Origin of the sequence: Pararhizobium sp. (assembly GCF_965279435.1) — a bacterium.
Classification (GTDB): domain Bacteria; phylum Pseudomonadota; class Alphaproteobacteria; order Rhizobiales; family Rhizobiaceae; genus Pararhizobium.
Genome location: NZ_CBDIHY010000003.1, coordinates 982,381 through 1,000,512, shown reverse-complemented (window position 1 = coordinate 1,000,512; position 18,132 = coordinate 982,381). Strand labels below are relative to the sequence as shown.

Below are 18,132 nucleotides of genomic sequence, written 5' to 3'. Positions count from 1 at the left end.
CAGGTCCGCAGAACACCATGGCACGGCAAGAAGCCAACGAGCAATTTCAGCTGACCTCGTTCCTCGACGGAGCGAATGCCGGCTATATCGATCAGCTCTATGCGCGCTACGAAAACGATCCGTCGTCGGTCTCCGGCGAATGGCAGTCGTTCTTCAAGGCGCTGCAGGAGCAGCCTGAAGACGTGATCAAGGCCGCCAAGGGCGCGTCCTGGAAGAAGCCGCATTGGCCGATCCAAGCCAGCGGCGATCTGGTTTCGGCGCTGGACGGCGACTGGGGCACGGTCGAAAAGGTCATCGAAAAGAAGGTTCAGGCGAAGGCCGAGGCACAGGCCGTCGTCACCGGCGTGGCCGCAGCGCCAGCCGACGTTCACCGGTCGACCCGCGATAGCGTGCGCGCCATCATGCTGATCCGCGCCTACCGCATGCGCGGCCACCTGCATGCCAAGCTCGACCCGCTGGCGATTGCAGCACCTGTCGATGATTATCACGAGCTGTCGCCATCGAACTACGGCTTCGGCCCGGAAGACATGGACCGCCCGATCTTCATCGATAACGTGCTGGGCCTGGAATATGCCACCCTGCGCGAAATCGTCGATATCCTCGAGCGCACCTATTGCTCGACGCTGGGTGTCGAGTTCATGCACATCTCCGATCCGGAGATCAAAGGCTGGATCCAGGAGCGCATCGAGGGTGCGGACAAGGGCGTCGATTTTACGCCGGAAGGCAAGAAGGCCATCCTGCAGAAGCTGATCGAGGCTGAAGGCTTCGAGCAGTTCATCGACGTCAAGTACAAGGGCACCAAGCGTTTCGGCCTCGACGGTGGTGAATCGCTGATCCCTGCACTCGAACAGATCATCAAGCGCGGCGGCCAGGAAGGCCTGAAGGAAATCATCCTCGGCATGGCCCATCGCGGCCGTCTGAACGTCTTGACCAACGTCATGGGCAAGCCGCACCGCGCGGTGTTCCATGAGTTCAAGGGCGGCTCTGCCGCTCCGGACGATGTCGAAGGCTCCGGCGATGTGAAGTATCACCTGGGTGCTTCTTCTGACCGGGAGTTCGACGGCAACAAGGTACACTTGTCGCTGACAGCCAACCCGTCGCATCTGGAAATCGTCAATCCTGTCGTCATGGGCAAGGCCCGCGCCAAGCAGGACCAGATGGCGAAGATCTTCGAAGGCGACGTCATTCCGTTGTCCGAGCGGGCGCAGGTCATGCCGCTTTTGCTGCATGGCGATGCTGCTTTTGCCGGCCAGGGCGTCACCGCTGAAATCCTCGGCCTGTCGGGCCTGCGCGGTCACCGCGTTGCCGGCACCGTGCATTTCATCATCAACAACCAGATCGGCTTCACCACCAATCCGGCTTTCTCGCGCTCGTCGCCCTATCCGTCCGACGTTGCCAAGATGATCGAAGCGCCAATCTTCCACGTCAACGGCGACGATCCGGAAGCGGTCGTCTACGCCGCCAAGATCGCCACCGAATTCCGGATGAAGTTCCACAAGCCGGTCGTTGTCGACATGTTCTGCTATCGCCGCTTTGGCCATAACGAAGGCGATGAGCCATCGTTCACGCAGCCGAAGATGTACAAGGTCATCCGCGCCCACAAGACGGTCGTTCAGGTCTATGGCGAACGCCTGATCGCCGAGGGCCTGATCTCCGAAGGCGAACTGGAAAAGATGCGCGCCGACTGGCGCGCGCGCCTGGAGCAGGAGTTCGAGGCGGGGCAGTCCTACAAGCCGAACAAGGCCGACTGGCTGGACGGCGTCTGGTCGGGGCTTCGCGCTGCCGACAACCAGGATGAGCAGCGCCGCGGCAAGACCTCGGTGCCGATGAAGGTGCTGAAGGATGTTGGCCGCAAGCTGTCCGAAGTTCCGGCTGGCTTCAACGCCCACAAGACCATCCAGCGCTTCATGGACGGCCGGGCCAACATGGTCCAGACCGGTGAAGGCATCGACTGGGCGATGGCGGAAGCGCTGGCTTTCGGCACGCTCTGCGTCGAAGGCACCAAGATCCGCCTGTCGGGCCAGGATTGCGAACGCGGTACGTTCTCGCAGCGCCATTCGGTTCTCTACGATCAGGAGACCGAAGACCGCTACATTCCGCTTGCCAATCTGGCGCCGACCCAGGCCCGTTACGAAGTCATCAACTCGATGCTGTCGGAAGAAGCGGTGCTTGGTTTCGAATACGGCTATTCGCTGGCCCGTCCGAATGCGCTGACGCTCTGGGAAGCCCAGTTCGGGGACTTCGCCAACGGTGCACAGGTCATCTTCGACCAGTTCATCTCGTCGGGCGAACGCAAGTGGCTGCGCATGTCTGGTCTCGTCTGCCTGCTGCCGCATGGCTATGAAGGTCAGGGTCCGGAGCACTCCTCGGCCCGCCTCGAGCGCTGGCTGCAGATGTGCGCCGAAGACAATATGCAGGTCGCCAACGTCACGACACCGGCGAACTATTTCCACATCCTGCGCCGGCAGACGAAGCGCGACTTCCGCAAGCCGCTGATCATGATGACGCCGAAGTCGCTGCTGCGCCACAAGCGCGCCGTCTCTTCGCTGTCGGAAATGGCTGGCGAAACCTCGTTCCACCGTCTGCTGTGGGACGATGCCGAGGTCATCAAGGACGGTCCGATCAAGCTGCAGAAGGACGCCAAGATCCGTCGCGTCGTGCTCTGCACCGGCAAGGTCTATTACGATCTGCTGGAAGAGCGCGAAAAGCGCGGCATCGACGATGTCTATCTGCTGCGCGTCGAACAGCTCTATCCGTTCCCGGCCAAGGCGCTGATCAACGAACTCTCGCGCTTCCGCCATGCCGAAATGGTCTGGTGCCAGGAAGAGCCGAAGAACATGGGCGCCTGGTCGTTCATCGACCCGTATCTGGAATGGGTGCTTGCCCATATCGATGCGAAGTACCAGCGGGTGCGCTACACCGGCCGTCCGGCTGCCGCCTCTCCGGCGACGGGCCTGATGTCCAAGCATCTCGCGCAGCTTGCCGCATTCCTCGAAGACGCCCTCGGGGGCTGAAACATGGGAGGCTGAAAGGCCTCCCTCTTTTGCCTCACTAGAAACAGACACCCGATCAACGGACGACAAAATATCATGGCCACAGAAATCCGCGTTCCCACTCTGGGCGAATCCGTCAGCGAAGCCACTATCGGTACCTGGTTCAAGAAGGTTGGCGATACCGTCAAGATCGACGAACCCTTGCTTGAGCTTGAAACCGACAAGGTGACGATCGAAGTGCCGTCTCCTGCTGCCGGCGTCCTGTCGGAAATCGTTGCTGCTGCGGGCGAGACCGTCGGTCTCGGCGCGCTGCTCGGCAACATCGCTGCTGGCGCTGCAGGAGCAGCCGTTGCTGCTGCACCAGTTGCTGCTGAAAAGAAGGCCGCCGAACCGGCCCCTGCCGCCGTCGCTGCTGCACCGGCCGCAACGCCGGTCGCCTCCGCCATGCCGGCAGCACCTGCCGCTGCCAAGATGCTGGCTGAAAACAACCTCTCGGCCGAACAGGTCGATGGCTCCGGCAAGCGCGGCCAGGTTCTCAAGGGCGATGTCATCGCTGCTGTTGCCAAGGGCATTTCGGCACCGGCCGTATCCGAGCCGGTCAAGGCCGTGTCGCGCGGTCCGTCATCGACCGAGGATGCGCCGCGCGAAGAGCGCGTCAAGATGACCCGCCTGCGCCAGACGATCGCCAGGCGCCTCAAGGATGCGCAGAACACGGCAGCCATGCTCACCACCTACAACGAGGTGGACATGAGCGCGGTGATGGCGCTGCGCACCAAATACAAGGACATCTTTGAGAAGAAGCACGGCGTCAAGCTCGGCTTCATGGGCTTCTTCACCAAGGCGGTAACGCATGCCCTGAAGGAAATTCCTTCGGTCAACGCCGAGATTGATGGCACCGACATCATCTACAAGAACTTCTGCCACATCGGCATGGCTGTCGGTACCGACAAGGGTCTGGTCGTTCCGGTTATCCGTGACGCCGACGAGATGTCGATCGCCGAAGTCGAGAAAGATCTCGGCCGTCTCGCCAAGCTTGCCCGCGATGGAGCGCTCTCCATGGCCGACATGCAGGGTGGTACGTTCACGATCACCAATGGCGGTGTCTACGGTTCGCTGATGTCTTCGCCGATCCTGAATGCACCGCAGTCGGGCATTCTCGGCATGCACAAGATCCAGGACCGTCCGGTTGTCGTCGGCGGCCAGATCGTCATCCGTCCGATGATGTATCTGGCGCTCTCCTATGACCACCGCATCGTCGATGGCAAGGAAGCGGTGACCTTCCTCGTGCGCGTCAAGGAAAGCCTGGAAGATCCGGAACGCCTCGTTCTCGATCTGTAAGGAACAGTAAGCATGGACACGGCAGCACTGGCGGTATCGCCCTTCGTTACGCTCCTCGCATGGAGCGTGGCGCTGCTCGTGTTCCACGTCGGGCTGCAGGGTTTTTCCGCGACACTCGAACTTGGATCGGCATGGAATGCCGGTCCGCGCGACCAGGAAAAGAAACCCTCCGGCACGCTGGCCGGACGGGCGGCACGGGCATCGGCCAATTTCCGCGAGACCTATCCGGCCTTCGTCGGGTTGACGCTGGCATTGGCGATCACCGGTGACCTCACCGGCTGGGGCCTGGTCGGCGCATGGACTTGGCTTGTCTGCCGGATCATCTATATTCCGCTGTATCTGGCGGGTATTCCCTATGTCCGCTCGCTCATCTGGCTCGGTTCGCTTGCCGGGCTCCTCATCATGGTTGCGACGCTGGTTTTCTGACGTCCCACAGCGATAAACGGAGAGTGCCGTGCATCCCTATCTGTTCGAACTCGCCTCCCTGATGGCCATTTTTTCCTTCGCCATCGTTTCGCCCGGGGCAGACCTTGCCATGGTCATGCGCCAGTCGATCGTCAATGGCCGCCGCTCGGCCGTCATCACGTCGTTTGGCGTCGGCACCTCGCTGATGTTCCATGTGACCTATACGATCCTTGGCCTCGGCCTGTTGATTTCGCAGTCGATCTACCTGTTCAATATCGTCAAATGGTGCGGTGTCGCTTACCTTCTCTATATCGGCATCAAGTCTCTGCGGGCTGGCAAGACCGACATGACGGCGCAGGCTGAAGGCATGCAGACCGGTGAAAAGCGTCAGTCGGGGTTGAAGGCGTTTGGGCTCGGTTTTGCCGCCAATGCCTTGAACCCGAAGCCGGTGTTCTTCTTCCTGTCGATCTTCTCGACTGTGGTCAGCGCCCACACGCCGATCATGGTCAAGTTCGGTTATGGCCTGGTGATGGCCGGCTGCCTGATCCTCTGGTTTGTCGGTGTCAGCCTGTTCATGACGACGCCGAAGATGCGCGCCGCCTTTTCGCGCGCCAGCCAGTGGATCGACCGCGCCAGCGGCCTGGTCTTCATTGCGCTTGGCCTGAAGCTCGCCACCGAAAAGGCTGCCTGAGCATGCGTCTTGCCGTTACCATATCGGCCTTAAGCGCATTGCTGACGGTATCGCCGGCAGTTGCTGCCAGTTGTCTTCAAGAACGGGCAATCTATGGCGATGCCGACGGGGCCTATGAACTGCATTTCGAGCCGGTGGGCTCGGCCAGTGCTGCCACCAGCAATCATTTCAAGGTGAAGATCGCCAAGACAGATCTGGTGCTTGACGGCATCGTCATGCAATCGGACGAGCCCGTGCGTGCCAATGGCATGATCATGAACAATTGCCCCGAAGGCGACGTCACCGGCGACGACATCGCCGCCTGCACCGTCTGGCAGGGCGTGATCTATTCCGTCGGGGCTGACGGCAAGGTGGCTTCACTGCCGGTGGAAGGTCTGGAAGCCGCTTCGCAGGTATTGCTCCCCGATTTTGGCCCGGCGATCCGCAATTCATCGATCTGGGGCAAGGCGACAGTCGCCCCCTGGGATGCTCTGACTTTCAAGGGATGCGGCCAATGACGCACAATGACAGGCCCGTTCTGCTGGTTACTGGCGGCAGCCGCGGCATCGGTGCCGCCATCTGCCGGTCGGCGGGTGAACAGGGTTGGGCGGTTGCCGTCAACTATGCCTCCAACCGCCCTGCCGCCGACGCAGTCGTGGCCGCGATTGAAGCAGAGGGCGGCACGGCCATTGCGGTTGAAGGCGATGTCGGCAGCGCGGCCGGGATTACGGCCATTTTTGCGGCGGTGGACAAGGCGTTCGGCCGCCTCGACGGTCTGGTCAACAATGCCGGCATCGTCGGACCGCCAACACGGATCGATGAGGTCACGCCGGATCGGCTGGAGCGCATGTTGCGCGTCAATGTTTCCGGTTCGATCCTCTGCGCTGCTGCGGCGGTCCGGCGTATGTCGGTGCGTCACGGCGGCAAGGGCGGTGTCATCGTCAATGTTTCCTCGATGGCGGCCGTGCTCGGTGCGGCTGGGCAATATGTCGATTATGCCGCTTCCAAAGGGGCGATCGATACCTTCACCGTTGGCCTGGCACGCGAAGTCGTCTCGGACGGCATCCGCGTTAACGCGGTGCGCCCCGGCGTCATCGATACGGATATCCACGCGTCCGGCGGGCTTCCCGACCGCGCCCGCGAACTCGGACCCACCATTCCCATGAAACGGCCGGGCACCGCGCAAGAGGTCGCCGATGCCGTTCTCTATCTGCTTTCCCCTTCGTCGTCCTATGTAACGGGCGCCATTCTCAACGTCAGCGGCGGACGCTAGCCGCTCTCAGGAAGGACTTTTCCATGGCTTATGATCTCATCGTTATCGGTACCGGCCCCGGCGGCTATGTCTGCGCCATCAAGGCAGCGCAACTCGGCCTCAAGGTCGGTGTTATCGAAAAGCGCGCCACCTACGGCGGCACCTGCCTCAACATCGGCTGCATTCCTTCCAAGGCGCTGCTGCATGCGTCGGAAGTGTTCCATCAGACCGGCCACGGCATCGATGCGCTCGGCGTTGAAGTTTCCGCCCCCAAGCTGAACCTCTCCAAAATGCTTGCCCACAAGGACGCGACGGTCAAATCCAACGTTGATGGCGTCGCCTTCCTGTTCAAGAAGAACAAGATCGATGCCTTCCAGGGCACCGGCAAGGTGCTCGGCGAAGGCAAGGTTTCCGTCACCAACGACAAGGGTGAAGAGCAGATCATCGAGACCAAGAACGTGGTCATTGCCACCGGTTCCGATGTTGCCGGCATTCCGGGTGTCGAGGTCGCAATCGACGAGACGATCATCATCTCGTCCACCGGCGGTCTGGCGCTGGAAAAGGTTCCGGCGACCATGGTCGTGGTCGGCGGCGGCGTCATCGGGCTTGAGCTCGGCTCTGTCTGGTCGCGTCTCGGCGCCAAGGTCACAGTCGTCGAGTATCTCGACACCATTCTGGGCGGCATGGACGGCGAAGTCTCCAAGCAGTTCCAGCGCATGCTGGCCAAGCAGGGCATCGATTTCAAACTCGGCGCCAAGGTGACCGGCGTTGAAAAGTCCGGCAAGGGCGCCAAGGTGACGTACGAGCCGGTCAAGGGTGGCGATGTTGCGACCATCGACGCCGATGTCGTTCTGATCGCCACCGGCCGCAAGCCGTTCACTGATGGCCTCGGCCTTGACAAGGCCGGCGTGGTGATGGACAAGCGCGGCCGCGTCGAGATCGACGGTCATTTCCTCACCAGCGTTCCCGGCATCTATGCCATCGGTGACGTCGTGCGCGGCCCGATGCTGGCCCATAAAGCAGAAGACGAAGGTGTTGCCGTCGCCGAGATCATCGCCGGCCAGGCTGGTCACGTGAACTATGACGTCATCCCGAGCGTCGTCTACACTCAGCCGGAAGTCGCTTCCGTCGGCAAGACCGAGGAAGAGCTGAGGGCTGCAGGCATCGCTTACAAGGTCGGCAAGTTCCCGTTCACTGCCAATGGCCGGGCCCGCGCCATGCTGCAGACCGACGGTTTCGTGAAGATCCTTGCCGACAAGGAAACAGACCGGGTTCTCGGTGGTCACATCGTCGGCTTCGGCGCCGGCGAAATGATCCACGAAATCACCGTTCTGATGGAATTTGGCGGCTCTTCGGAAGATCTCGGCCGCACCTGCCATGCGCATCCGACCATGTCGGAAGCGGTGAAGGAAGCGGCACTCGCCACCTTCTTCAAGCCGATCCATATGTAAGAAGCCTGTAATACCAAGTCTCGATGAGAGAGACTTGGTATGAGGGGGCCGTGACAATCGGCCCCTTTGCGGCTCCTGAGCGCACGGTCTAGGATCGGCGCATTCAAGGAGTGCCGTCTATGCCCCAACGCCCCCACACAGTTCCGGTCACCCTGCCGCATCCGGCACTGCCTCTGGCCGATTGGGCGGATTGCTACGAACTTTTGGTGCCCGGTCAGGCGACCACCGCCATCTCTGCGGCCAAGAGGGCATTGGGTGATTTTCCGGCCTGGGTGCGCGCTCTGATGTGGGTGCGAAATGCCATTGTTAGCCCCTTCGGCCTCAAGGGCTCAGGTGCCAGTCCGGGCGGAAAGGCGGAGATGATCGGCTTTTTTCCCGTCATTTCGCAGTCGAGCGAACGGGCTGTGCTCGGCTTTGACGATACCCATCTGGATTTCCGCATTGTCGTCGACGTTCGCCAGGCGGGCGAGCTTGCCCAAAGGGTCAGTGTGACGACGCTGGTGCACCGCAAAATCCTGATGGGCAAGATCTACATCGCCGTCATAACACCGTTTCACCGGCTGATCGTCAAGACGATGCTGGCGCGGCTTGCCCGTCCGGGGATGGCGATGCGCTGACGTTTCCGGCTGCAGGATATTCTCATATTGCCTGTTACCCTGCCCTTGTAAAACCGCTGTCGCGCGCCATTATTCCTTGGCGGCGCAACCGGTGCCGGTGGCCCAAGGCAGGTATTCGTGGCATCCGATTTCAGCGCGCCCAAACTCTCCGGCCGAAAAACCTCGACGGTCATCCGGCGTATCAGCTACGAGGCGGGGCAGAACCTGCGGCTGATAACGGTTGGTGTTGCGGTGTTCATTATCCTGCTCCTTGGCGCGTCCTTCTGGGTGTCCAAGAAGGGGCAGGAGGCCGACGAGGCCGTCGCGCGCACGGTTCACAACGAACGCCTGATCTCCGTCGTGCAATCCCAGCTTCAAGATGCGGAAATCGGCCAGCGCGGCTACCTTTTGACCGGCGATCCCTTCTATCTGGAGCCCTATGACAAGGCCGTCAGCGCGATCGGTGCCAGCGTCGAAAGCCTCGCAACCGGGGTTTCTGACAATCGCCGCCAGGACGGCAATATCGCCGTGCTGCGATCCTTGACCACGCAAAAACTGTCAGAGCTGCGCCAGACCGTCGAGCGGCGCCGTGCCGGCGATGAGGCGGCGGCCATCTCCGTGCTGCGTAACGGTCAGGGCAAAGTCCTGATGGACGGGGTGCGCGACGTTCTGGAGCGCATGCGCAGGGAAGAAGAGGGTCTGATGACCGTGCGGGCCAATCAGGCGCGGCGCGCCGGGTTTGTGCTGGAGATGATGGTGATCGGGCTGGCGCTGTTGACCGCCCTCATGGGCGTGATCGCGGTGCGTGCCACATTGCGGCGTGCCCGATCGGCGGAAGCGTCGCGCGATGAACTGCTGCAGCAGCTTGATCGCAAACTGCTCGCGATCATGGCGGCCGATGTTGTCGGATACAGCCGGATGATGGAGGGCGATGAGGCGCAGACCCTGTCGCGGCTGAAAGAGGTGCGCGATCGCATCGATCCGATCATTGCCAGCCACAGCGGCAGTATCGTCACCACGGCGGGCGACAGCGTGCTTGTCGCCTTTGCCAGCGCCCTGTCGGCTATCGATTGTGCGGTGGAAATCCAGGGGGCGATCGCGGCCGATAATGGCGACCTGCCGGAGGAACAGCACCTGATGTTCCGCATCGGCATCAATGTTGGCGATGTCATCGTACAGGATGGGGATGTGTTCGGCGATACGGTCAATGTGGCGGCCCGGCTGGAGCCGATGGCGGATCCCGGCGGCATCTGCATTTCACGCGCGGTGCGCGATCATATCCGCAAGCAGCGGCACCTGAGTTTCGATGACCTAGGATTTCTCAAGGTCAAGAATATCGCCCATCCGGTCAGCGCCTTCCGGGTGCGGTTTGATCCGGCAGCCGAAGTTGCCGGGATACTGACGTGAGGGACGCGACGCCGGGTGACCGGCGTCGCGCCTGAATGCGCTTATTGCAGTGTGCGCATCTGTGCCAGTTGAGCGGCGATTGCGCCGGTATCGGCGCCCGCAGCCTGGCCGTCGAGGCCGGTGGCAACGACGGAAACGCGGAATACACCATCAAGGCTCTTGTCGAAGATCGCACCAACAACGATGTCGGCGTCTTCATAGACTTCCTCGCGGATGCGGGTCGCTGCCTCGTCGACTTCGAACAGCGTCATGTCGGAACCGCCTGAGATCGAGATCAGCACGCCCTTGGCACCTTTCATCGACACTTCGCTGAGCAGCGGATTGGCGATTGCCGCTTCGGCGGCCTTCGAGGCACGGCCGTCGCCGCTGGCTTCGCCGGTGCCCATCATCGCACGGCCCATGCCCTTCATCACCGATTTGACGTCGGCGAAGTCGAGGTTGATCAGGCCTTCCTTGACGATCAGGTCGGTGATGCAGCCGACGCCGGAATAGAGAACGCGGTCGGCAATGACGAAGGCATCGGCAAAGGTGGTCTTGGCATCGGCAATGCGGAAGAGATTCTGGTTGGGAATGACGATGACGGTGTCGGCGGCTTCACGCAGCCGCTCGATGCCTTCCTCGGCCGACTGCATGCGGCGCTTGCCCTCGAAGCTGAACGGCTTGGTGACGACGGCAACCGTCAGGATGCCGGCATTGCGGGCGGCCTGTGCAATGACGGGGGCTGCACCGGTACCGGTGCCGCCGCCCATGCCGGCGGTGACGAAACACATATGCGTGCCGCCGAGATGATCCATGATCTCGTCAATCGATTCTTCGGCTGCGGCGCGGCCGACGTCCGGCAGCGATCCGGCGCCGAGACCTTCGGTCACCTGTGCGCCGAGCTGGATCAGGCGGGTCGCCTTCGACATGGTCAGCGCCTGTGCGTCGGTGTTGGCAGCGACGAATTCTGCGCCCGCGAGGCCCTCGGTGATCATGTTGTTGATGGCATTGCCGCCGCCGCCGCCGACGCCGATGACAGTGATCTTCGGTCTCATTTCCGAAATCACGGGTTTCTTGATTTCTGTCATCTCGTCGTCTCCTTGGACTGAACTGCGGCCCCGGCTGTGGAAGCGCGTTCCGGGAGCTGCATCGAATACGAAGCGGAGCGGGCGCGAATCAGGCCGCCGCAGGTTATGCTGGCAAAAAGGCAGAGAGACGGCGCGGGTGCAAGAGTCACAGCTAAAATTGCTGTGCCGGCGAAGTTTCTGGAGGGAGCGCACTTCCTCTTCTCCCAGCGGGGAGAAGGTGGCCTGTAAGGCCGGATGAGGGGGACCGCAGGTGTGGAATATGCCGGGCCGCCCCCTCATCGCCTCACTGCGTTCGGCACTTCTCCCCGCGGGGGAGAAGGGAGAAGAGCGGGGCTCAGTTGGCAGCCGACATGCTGGTGACGGTAAAACCGTCCTTGCGCAGAAGCGCGATCACACCTTCGTCTCCGGGCAGATGCAGGGCGCCAATGGCCATGAAGACGGCGCCGCCGTCGAGCATCGGCTTGGCGCGGGTTGCCATCGTCTTGTTGCGGTCGGTGATGATGCGCTGTTCGAAATCGGCGTAGCCTGCATCGTCAGTGGTGGATGTCTCTTCCGAAACGGCTTTCATCATCGGCATGATCAGGCCGGTATCGCCGGACAGATAGAGTTCCGTGGTCGTCTCCATAACGTCGGTGATCGTATCGCCTAGCGCCAATGTCTCGATCAGTGCTTCCAGATGAAACTGCACCGGCAGCGCATCCATGGCCTGCAATTGCTCGACCAGGGTCTCCAGCCCTTTCAGGCTCTTGCCCTGTTTCAGGGCATCTTCGGCGAGCTTCTTGTCGAGGAAGGCGGCACCGGCGGCCTTGCGGCTCATTTCGCAGGCGGGCAGGGCGACGAAGCTGGCGATCATCCACGGCTTCATCTTGGCCACCAGCGTCAGCGGGATACCGCGTGCCTTCAGCCCGGCCGACAGCTTTTCGATCTCTTCGGGTTTCAGGAAATCGTTGATCGTCTTGCCGTCGGCAAACATCGTCAATCCAGGCTGCATCATGATAGCAGCCGCCGCCTTGCGGTCATCGACGATCTCGTCGGATTCGACAACGACGGTCTTGGCGGCGTCATAGGCTTGAGTGGCGCCTGCCGGCATGGCCAGCACGCGCGGGTCGGTCACGTGCATGGTGCCGAGCAGATAGGACGGCGCAATGCCTGCTTTCTCGATCTTCCAGAAGGTGCCCTTGCCGTTTGGAATGGCGGCAGCCTCCTTTTCCAGCGCCGCGAACTTGGCCGGGTCGGAGGTCTTCATCTCGGCAATCAGGTTCTTGCCGCCACAGGACGCGTCCTGCGCGCGGGCCGGCGAGATCGACAGGAGCGTGGCGATCAGGCTCATCGCAAACAGAACGTGCAGCGTGGCGATCAGGGCAAGGACATTGTCGGTGAGGCGACCGGCGATGGAAAAACGGATCGATCGGATGAGGCGGTTCATAGCGGCATGCTCTCCAAGACGTTGCCGCAACCATAACCGCGCCGATTTCCCAATCCGTTAACGGTGCACCGAATCCTGTTGGCAATCCGGTGCTTCGGTCAATGCAGGCGGGTCACGGTATATCCCTGTTTGCGAAAGAGCTCGACCAGCCCCTGTTCGCCGAGCAGATGCAAGGCGCCGACTGCGATGAAGGCATTGCCTTTCTCCAGAAGGGGAGCCGCACGTTCGGCCATGCGGATATTGCGGTCATTGACGACGTGCTTCATGAAACCGACGTAGCTAGGATCTTTCGCAGCCGTCGTGCCGAGTACCCGGTAGCTCAAGGGAATGAACATCCCGATATCGCCGTTGATGTACATGTCGGTCATGGTCGCGAACATGTCGTTCAGCTTGTCGCCCGCTTCCATTTGCTGAAGAATACCGCGAAGCAGTGGCGCAGAATCGACTGCATTCATGGATTCTATCTGCTCCACTGCGGTTTCAAGGCCGACCACTGTTTTTCCGTGGTCATGTGCTTCGCGGATTAACTCCTGGTCCAAAGGCGCCATCCCCGCCGCTGCCCGTTTCTTCTCGCAAGCCGACACGCTGATATGCATGAGCAGCATCCATGGCTTCATTCTAGCAACCGCAAAAAGGGGAATACCGCGCGCTTTCAACATTGCTTCCAACCGGCTGACTTCCTGCGGATTGAGCAGAGTCTTCACCGAGGTACCATCGGTAAACATCGTCAGTTCAGGATAGGCAAACAGGGCTCGCCCGATATCCATCGGCTCAAGGCTTTCCAGCTCCAGTGCCACGGTATCTGCATCCTCGAAAGGGAGCCATGCTTCTTCCGGCATTTCAACGACGCGAGGATCGCTGACATGCATGGTGCCAAGTAAATGCGAGGGCTCAGCTCCCGCCCGCTCGATCTTCCAGAAGATGCCCTTGCCGTTTGGCGTTTCCGAAGCCTGCTTTCGCAAATCTGCCAATGCCTGCGGGTCGCTTCGTTCCAGTTCAGATAGCAGGTTTTTGCCGGTGCAGACCGGCGGCTCGCTGGCGTGTGCTGGAAGGCTCTGAGCCAGCAGCAGGAGCAGGAATGCGGATAGAAACCTGGCGGTGCTCGCCGGTTCAAATAGCTGGCGGACGTGGAAGAAGGTGGTAACGCGATGCATCAGGGGTACTCGCAGGCAATTGATCTGGAATTGACGCCTGCACTTATGGGTTGTTTGGCGGCAGGCTTCAAGCGCGGGGATGCGCCCGGTCGTAGATTTCGAGCAGCCTCGCCGAATCGACGCCGGTATAGACCTGCGTCGTCGACAGGCTGGCATGGCCGAGCAGTTCCTGGATGGTTCTCAGGTCGCCGCCACCGGCAAGCAGATGGGTGGCGAAGGAATGGCGCAGGGCATGAGGCGTTGCCGTATCCGGTAGGCCGAGCGCGCCGCGCAGCTTTTGCATTTCGCGCTGGATGATCGCTGGCTGCAGCTTGCCGCCCTTGGCGCCGCGAAACAGCGGACCGTCTGTTGGCAGATGATAGGGGCAGAGTTTTTCGTAGGCACGCACGGCATCGATCGCTGCCGAAATCAACGGTACGATGCGGGTCTTGCCGCCCTTGCCGTGGATGCGAAGCGCGGTCGGCGCTCCGGTAAAATCGTCAGGCGTCAGGTCCAGCGCTTCGGAAATGCGCAGGCCACAGCCGTAAAGCAGCGTCAGCACGGCGGCATTGCGGGTGGCGATCCAGGGTTCTTCGGCAAGCTGCGCATCGCTGGTGACGACCATCAAAGCATCCACCGCCGTCAGCGGCTTCGGCAGCGATTTCGGCTGTTTTGGCGAGCGCACGGCGGAGGCACCAGCGGCATTGGCAAGGCCCTTCTTTTCCAGATAGCGCAGAAAGGAACGAAGGCCTGCCAGTCCACGGCCAAGGGTTCTGGCGCCGGCACCATCCCGTCGACGCGAAGCCAGAAAGCCGCGCAGGTCACCGGGACGCAGTGCGCTGATATCGCTCAACCGGGCAGGGCCACTCAGATGGCCGGTAAGGAAATGCAGGAATTGCCGCGTGTCGCGCTCATAGGCTTCGACGGTCTTGTCGGCCAGCCGCCGCTCTTCGCCAAGGCCGGAAAGCCAGCGATGGCGCTCGGCCATCAGCTCGGGATGACCTATGATCAGCAGTTCGTTCACAGCCATGCTCCGAGATTTCAGATGAGCGCACACTGCGCGCCAGCCGGTTATGTTTTTCCTAACGGCCCTTGGAATTTGTCATGCCCGGATCATATTCAACTGCGATAGCTCAAGCGGCAGGCAAGGCGGAAGAAGCGATGGCGCGACGGGATTCGGCAAGCAGTTTCACCTATTTCGCGGAGACGGTCGCGCTGGTGTCGCACGGCCAGCCCGGTCATATTGTCGATACGCTGATTGCCGAGCGCGGCCAGCGCATCGTCCAGCATCCGCTCTGGCCGGTTCTGCGGCCGTTTCTCTATACGGTGCTGAACTACCGCAAGGCGATCGAGTTTGCCGATGCCGTGGCCAACGGGCCGGGCTTCCAGGCCTTCGAACATCTGAGCCAGACGTTGTCGCTGGATATCCGCGTGCGTCATGAAGACCGTATTCCGGAAAAGGGCGGCTTTCTTCTGGTGAGCAATCACCCGACCGGCATTGCCGATGGCATTGCCGTGTTCGATCTTTTGAAAAACCGCCGACCTGACATGATGTTCTTTGCCAATCGCGATGCCATCCGGGTCAATCCGCGCTTTGCCGAAATGGTCATCCCGGTCGAGTGGCGCGAGGATTACAAGAGCAAGCTGAAAGCGCGCGAAACGCTGCAGATTACCAACCGGGCGATCTCTGAAGGCAAGGCGACGGTGCTGTTTCCCTCCGGCCGCATAGCGTACTGGGCTAATGGGCGGCTCAACGAACGGCCATGGAAGACCTCGGCCGTCGGCTTTGCCCGAAAATACAATCTGCCGATCCTGCCGGTGCATATGTCGGCGCGCAATTCCGGGCTGTTTTACTGGCTGGCCAAATGGTCGACGGAATTACGCGACATGACGGTGTTCCACGAGCTTTTGAACAAGAAGGGCGACCTGTTCGATTTCACCATCGGTTCCCTGATCCAGCCGGATGCGCTGGATGGCGATCCGATCGAGGTGACGCGGGCGCTGGAGCGGCACACGGTGGTCGATCTGGCGCATGATGCCGATGCCCCGTTTCGCAACCCAGTTTCGTGCGTGGAAGCGATCGGGTAATCTGCGTCATGCAGATTCGCTCCATGTTCGCCGCCAATTACCGTTCGCTGAAATCCATTCGCATGGATATGGCAGGCGTCAACCTGTTCATCGGCGAAAACGGCGTCGGCAAATCCAATCTTTATCGGGCCCTGCAACTGATCCAGGCCGCGGTGCGTGGACGGCTGGCCCACGAGATCGCCCGCGAAGGCGGCATGGCCTCGGCGCTGTGGAGCGGCAAACGCCGAAGCGGCGATCCGGTGCGCATCAAGCTTGAGGTCGAATTGCTCGACGACGTCCAGGCGCTAAGTTTTCTCTATCGCGTCGAGGCCGGGTTACGCCCGGCGAAGGCTGCTGCCGGGTTCATGTTCGAGCCGCAGGTGAAGGAGGAGGAACTGAAGGTCGATGCCGGCCGGCCGGTCACCGTGATGAAGCGGGCAGGGCCGGGTATCTTCGTCAGAAATTCTGCAGGCCGTATGGAGGAACATCCGGAACAGGCGCTGACCTCGGAAACGGCGATCGCGCTCTTGGGTGACGCCGGGCATTATCCGGAGATCGGCACGTTCCGGCGGGCGATCGACGGCTGGCGCTTTTTCCACGGGTTCCGTACCGACCGCGATTCGCCGCTGCGCTCGCCCTGCCTTGCCGTCACCGCGCCGATGCTGGATGAGGATGGCTCCAACCTCGCAGCGGTCTTTGCAACGCTGTTTCACACCCGTCAGGATACGGTCGATCTCGACCGCGCCATTGCCGATGCCTTTGGTGGCGCCCGGCTTGTCGTGCCCGAGCCGGAAGAGTTTGCCGAGTTCGCGCTGGTCTTTCCGGATTTTCCGCAACGCCAGTTTTCGCCGCGTGAACTGTCGGACGGACAGATGCGGTTCCTGGCGCTGGCTGGCGCGTTGCTCTCTTACCGCAAGCCGCGCTTCATCGCGCTTAACGAGCCGGAAACAAGCCTGCATCCCGACATGCTGCCCGCCCTTGCCGAGATGATCGCCCAAGCCTCCGCCGACAGCCAGATCTGGATCGTCACCCATTCGGAACTGCTGGCAGCGGAAATCCACAAGCGCTGCGGCACGCGCCCGAAACGCGTGATCCGCAACGATGGCGCAACCTGGATCGAGGGTATGCGGCTGACGGGCGTGATCGATGAGGATGATGATTGAATGATTAGCTCTGTTTTAATTGTGCTTTATGAAGAGCGAAATTGAGGGGGCTTTTCTTATGCCAAGACCAACAAACGTGACGATTGTCGAAAGTGAACGTGTCTTAGTCGAAGTGAGTGAAGAAGATACGGCTGCGCGTTTCGTTGCGCTGGGATTTGAAAAAAGCGAGAACTATGACGCAGTCTATGGTTTGCGTTCGCAAAACCCAGACGTAATTTACCGGCTGTGCGAAAGCCTGCGTGATTTGGGCATACCCTACTCAACGCATCGTCATATGGGCGCAGACTATCAACTACAGTTGTTGCGCGAACAAGGCCATGTCCACGGCCCGTTCAAAAGGATCAATTTCTTCGGCAACGATTGGAATGACGAGGCGCCGTTCGTACTTGAGGATTTTTAGCTCGAAACGATCCTTCAGCAAACAAAAAGCCCCGCGATTATCTCGCAGGGCTTTCGTTCATTCCATACCTAAAAAATTAGGCGATCTTCTGGCCGGTCTTGGCCCAGTCGGCCAGGAAGGTTTCGAGGCCCTTGTCGGTCAGCGGGTGCTTGACGAGAGCCTTGAGGGTTGCCGGCGGCGCGGTGATGACGTCGGCGCCGATGAGGGCAGCTTCCTTGACGTGGTTGACCGTGCGGATCGACGCGGCGAGGATTTCGGTCTCGTAGCCGTAGTTGTCAAAAATCTGGCGGATTTCGCGAATCAGGTCCATGCCATCGATGGCGATGTCATCGAGACGGCCGACGAAGGGTGACACGAAGGTGGCGCCGGCCTTGGCGGCGAGCAGGGCCTGGTTGGCCGAGAAGCACAGGGTGACGTTGGTCAGGTGACCATCCGACGACAGGTTCTTGCAGGCCTTGAGGCCATCGAGCGTCAGCGGCAGCTTGATGCAGATATTGTCGGCGATCTTTGAAATGACAGCCGCTTCCTTCATGATCGTTTCATAGTCGGTCGCGGCAACTTCGGCCGAAACCGGACCATCGACGATGCCGCAGATTTCCTTGGTGACTTCCAGGATGTTACGGCCGGACTTCAGGATCAGCGAAGGGTTGGTCGTAACGCCATCAACGAGACCGAGGTCGTTCAACTCACGGATTTCATTGACATCGGCTGTATCGACAAAAAACTTCATGGGTATTCTCCCTTGGGATGCGGGGCTGCTTGAT

The 18,132-nt window shown here is 60.9% G+C and carries 17 protein-coding genes; 12 read left to right on the top strand and 5 right to left on the bottom strand.

Annotation, left to right across the window (positions count from 1 at the left end; translation table 11 throughout):
• The first annotated feature begins 17 nt into the window (after positions 1 to 17).
• The 9 genes from ACQY8Q_RS10355 to ACQY8Q_RS10315 all read left to right on the top strand — a co-directional run bounded on the left by ACQY8Q_RS10355 (position 18) and on the right by ACQY8Q_RS10315 (position 10,112).
• Entirely contained in the window at positions 18 to 3,014 is a 2,997-nt protein-coding gene (locus ACQY8Q_RS10355) for a 2-oxoglutarate dehydrogenase E1 component (protein WP_428426505.1), read from the top strand.
• Between the two features lie 75 nt (positions 3,015 to 3,089).
• Positions 3,090 to 4,331 (top strand): 2-oxoglutarate dehydrogenase complex dihydrolipoyllysine-residue succinyltransferase, encoded by a 1,242-nt coding sequence (gene odhB, locus ACQY8Q_RS10350; RefSeq protein WP_428426504.1) that lies wholly within the window; start codon positions 3,090 to 3,092, stop codon positions 4,329 to 4,331.
• Between the two features lie 12 nt (positions 4,332 to 4,343).
• The gene (locus ACQY8Q_RS10345) at positions 4,344 to 4,757 is read left to right on the top strand and encodes an MAPEG family protein (protein ID WP_428426503.1); all 414 of its coding nucleotides are present in this window, start codon (positions 4,344 to 4,346) and stop codon (positions 4,755 to 4,757) included.
• A 28-nt stretch (positions 4,758 to 4,785) separates the two neighbouring features.
• Positions 4,786 to 5,427, top strand: coding sequence for a LysE family translocator (locus ACQY8Q_RS10340; RefSeq protein WP_428426502.1), 642 nt, complete (start codon positions 4,786 to 4,788; stop codon positions 5,425 to 5,427).
• A gap of 2 nt (positions 5,428 to 5,429) precedes the next feature.
• Positions 5,430 to 5,924, top strand: a complete 495-nt coding sequence (locus ACQY8Q_RS10335; protein ID WP_428426501.1) for a hypothetical protein — start codon at positions 5,430 to 5,432, stop codon at positions 5,922 to 5,924.
• Positions 5,921 to 6,679 carry an SDR family oxidoreductase gene (locus ACQY8Q_RS10330; RefSeq protein ID WP_428426500.1) on the top strand — a complete coding sequence of 253 codons (759 nt, stop codon included), beginning with the start codon at positions 5,921 to 5,923 and terminating at the stop codon, positions 6,677 to 6,679. The genes ACQY8Q_RS10335 and ACQY8Q_RS10330 overlap by 4 nt, the downstream gene beginning before the upstream one ends.
• Before the next feature lie 23 nt (positions 6,680 to 6,702).
• The gene (gene lpdA / locus ACQY8Q_RS10325; protein ID WP_428426499.1) at positions 6,703 to 8,109 is read left to right on the top strand and encodes a dihydrolipoyl dehydrogenase; all 1,407 of its coding nucleotides are present in this window, start codon (positions 6,703 to 6,705) and stop codon (positions 8,107 to 8,109) included.
• Between the two features lie 119 nt (positions 8,110 to 8,228).
• Positions 8,229 to 8,726 carry a DUF2867 domain-containing protein gene (locus tag ACQY8Q_RS10320; RefSeq protein WP_428426498.1) on the top strand — a complete coding sequence of 166 codons (498 nt, stop codon included), beginning with the start codon at positions 8,229 to 8,231 and terminating at the stop codon, positions 8,724 to 8,726.
• 117 nt (positions 8,727 to 8,843) lie between these two features.
• Positions 8,844 to 10,112, top strand: coding sequence for a CHASE3 domain-containing protein (locus ACQY8Q_RS10315; protein WP_428426497.1), 1,269 nt, complete (start codon positions 8,844 to 8,846; stop codon positions 10,110 to 10,112).
• 41 nt (positions 10,113 to 10,153) lie between these two features.
• Here the strand turns inward: ACQY8Q_RS10315 and ftsZ are convergent, their stop codons facing one another.
• From ftsZ to ACQY8Q_RS10295, 4 genes are all read right to left on the bottom strand, one after another.
• The gene (ftsZ, locus tag ACQY8Q_RS10310; RefSeq protein WP_428426496.1) at positions 10,154 to 11,179 is read right to left on the bottom strand and encodes a cell division protein FtsZ; all 1,026 of its coding nucleotides are present in this window, start codon (positions 11,177 to 11,179) and stop codon (positions 10,154 to 10,156) included.
• Positions 11,180 to 11,513: 334 nt separating this feature from the next.
• A complete protein-coding gene (locus ACQY8Q_RS10305) occupies positions 11,514 to 12,605 on the bottom strand; it encodes a TraB/GumN family protein (RefSeq protein ID WP_428426495.1) in 1,092 nt (363 codons plus the stop codon).
• Positions 12,606 to 12,703: 98 nt separating this feature from the next.
• Complete coding sequence (locus ACQY8Q_RS10300; RefSeq protein ID WP_428426494.1) at positions 12,704 to 13,759, bottom strand: TraB/GumN family protein; 1,056 nt, start codon at positions 13,757 to 13,759, stop codon at positions 12,704 to 12,706.
• A 67-nt stretch (positions 13,760 to 13,826) separates the two neighbouring features.
• On the bottom strand, positions 13,827 to 14,768 hold the full coding sequence (locus tag ACQY8Q_RS10295) for a tyrosine recombinase XerC (RefSeq protein WP_428426493.1): 942 nt from the start codon (positions 14,766 to 14,768) through the stop codon (positions 13,827 to 13,829).
• Between the two features lie 131 nt (positions 14,769 to 14,899).
• Between ACQY8Q_RS10295 and ACQY8Q_RS10290 the strand changes: the two genes are divergently transcribed.
• From ACQY8Q_RS10290 to ACQY8Q_RS10280, 3 genes are all read left to right on the top strand, one after another.
• Entirely contained in the window at positions 14,900 to 15,826 is a 927-nt protein-coding gene (locus ACQY8Q_RS10290) for a GNAT family N-acetyltransferase (RefSeq protein ID WP_428429742.1), read from the top strand.
• Between the two features lie 8 nt (positions 15,827 to 15,834).
• Entirely contained in the window at positions 15,835 to 16,968 is a 1,134-nt protein-coding gene (locus tag ACQY8Q_RS10285) for an AAA family ATPase (RefSeq protein WP_428426492.1), read from the top strand.
• A 76-nt stretch (positions 16,969 to 17,044) separates the two neighbouring features.
• A complete protein-coding gene (locus ACQY8Q_RS10280) occupies positions 17,045 to 17,368 on the top strand; it encodes a hypothetical protein (RefSeq protein WP_428426491.1) in 324 nt (107 codons plus the stop codon).
• Positions 17,369 to 17,444: 76 nt separating this feature from the next.
• Here the strand turns inward: ACQY8Q_RS10280 and fsa are convergent, their stop codons facing one another.
• The gene (gene fsa, locus ACQY8Q_RS10275; RefSeq protein ID WP_113246442.1) at positions 17,445 to 18,098 is read right to left on the bottom strand and encodes a fructose-6-phosphate aldolase; all 654 of its coding nucleotides are present in this window, start codon (positions 18,096 to 18,098) and stop codon (positions 17,445 to 17,447) included.
• Between the last annotated feature and the right edge of the window lie 34 nt (positions 18,099 to 18,132).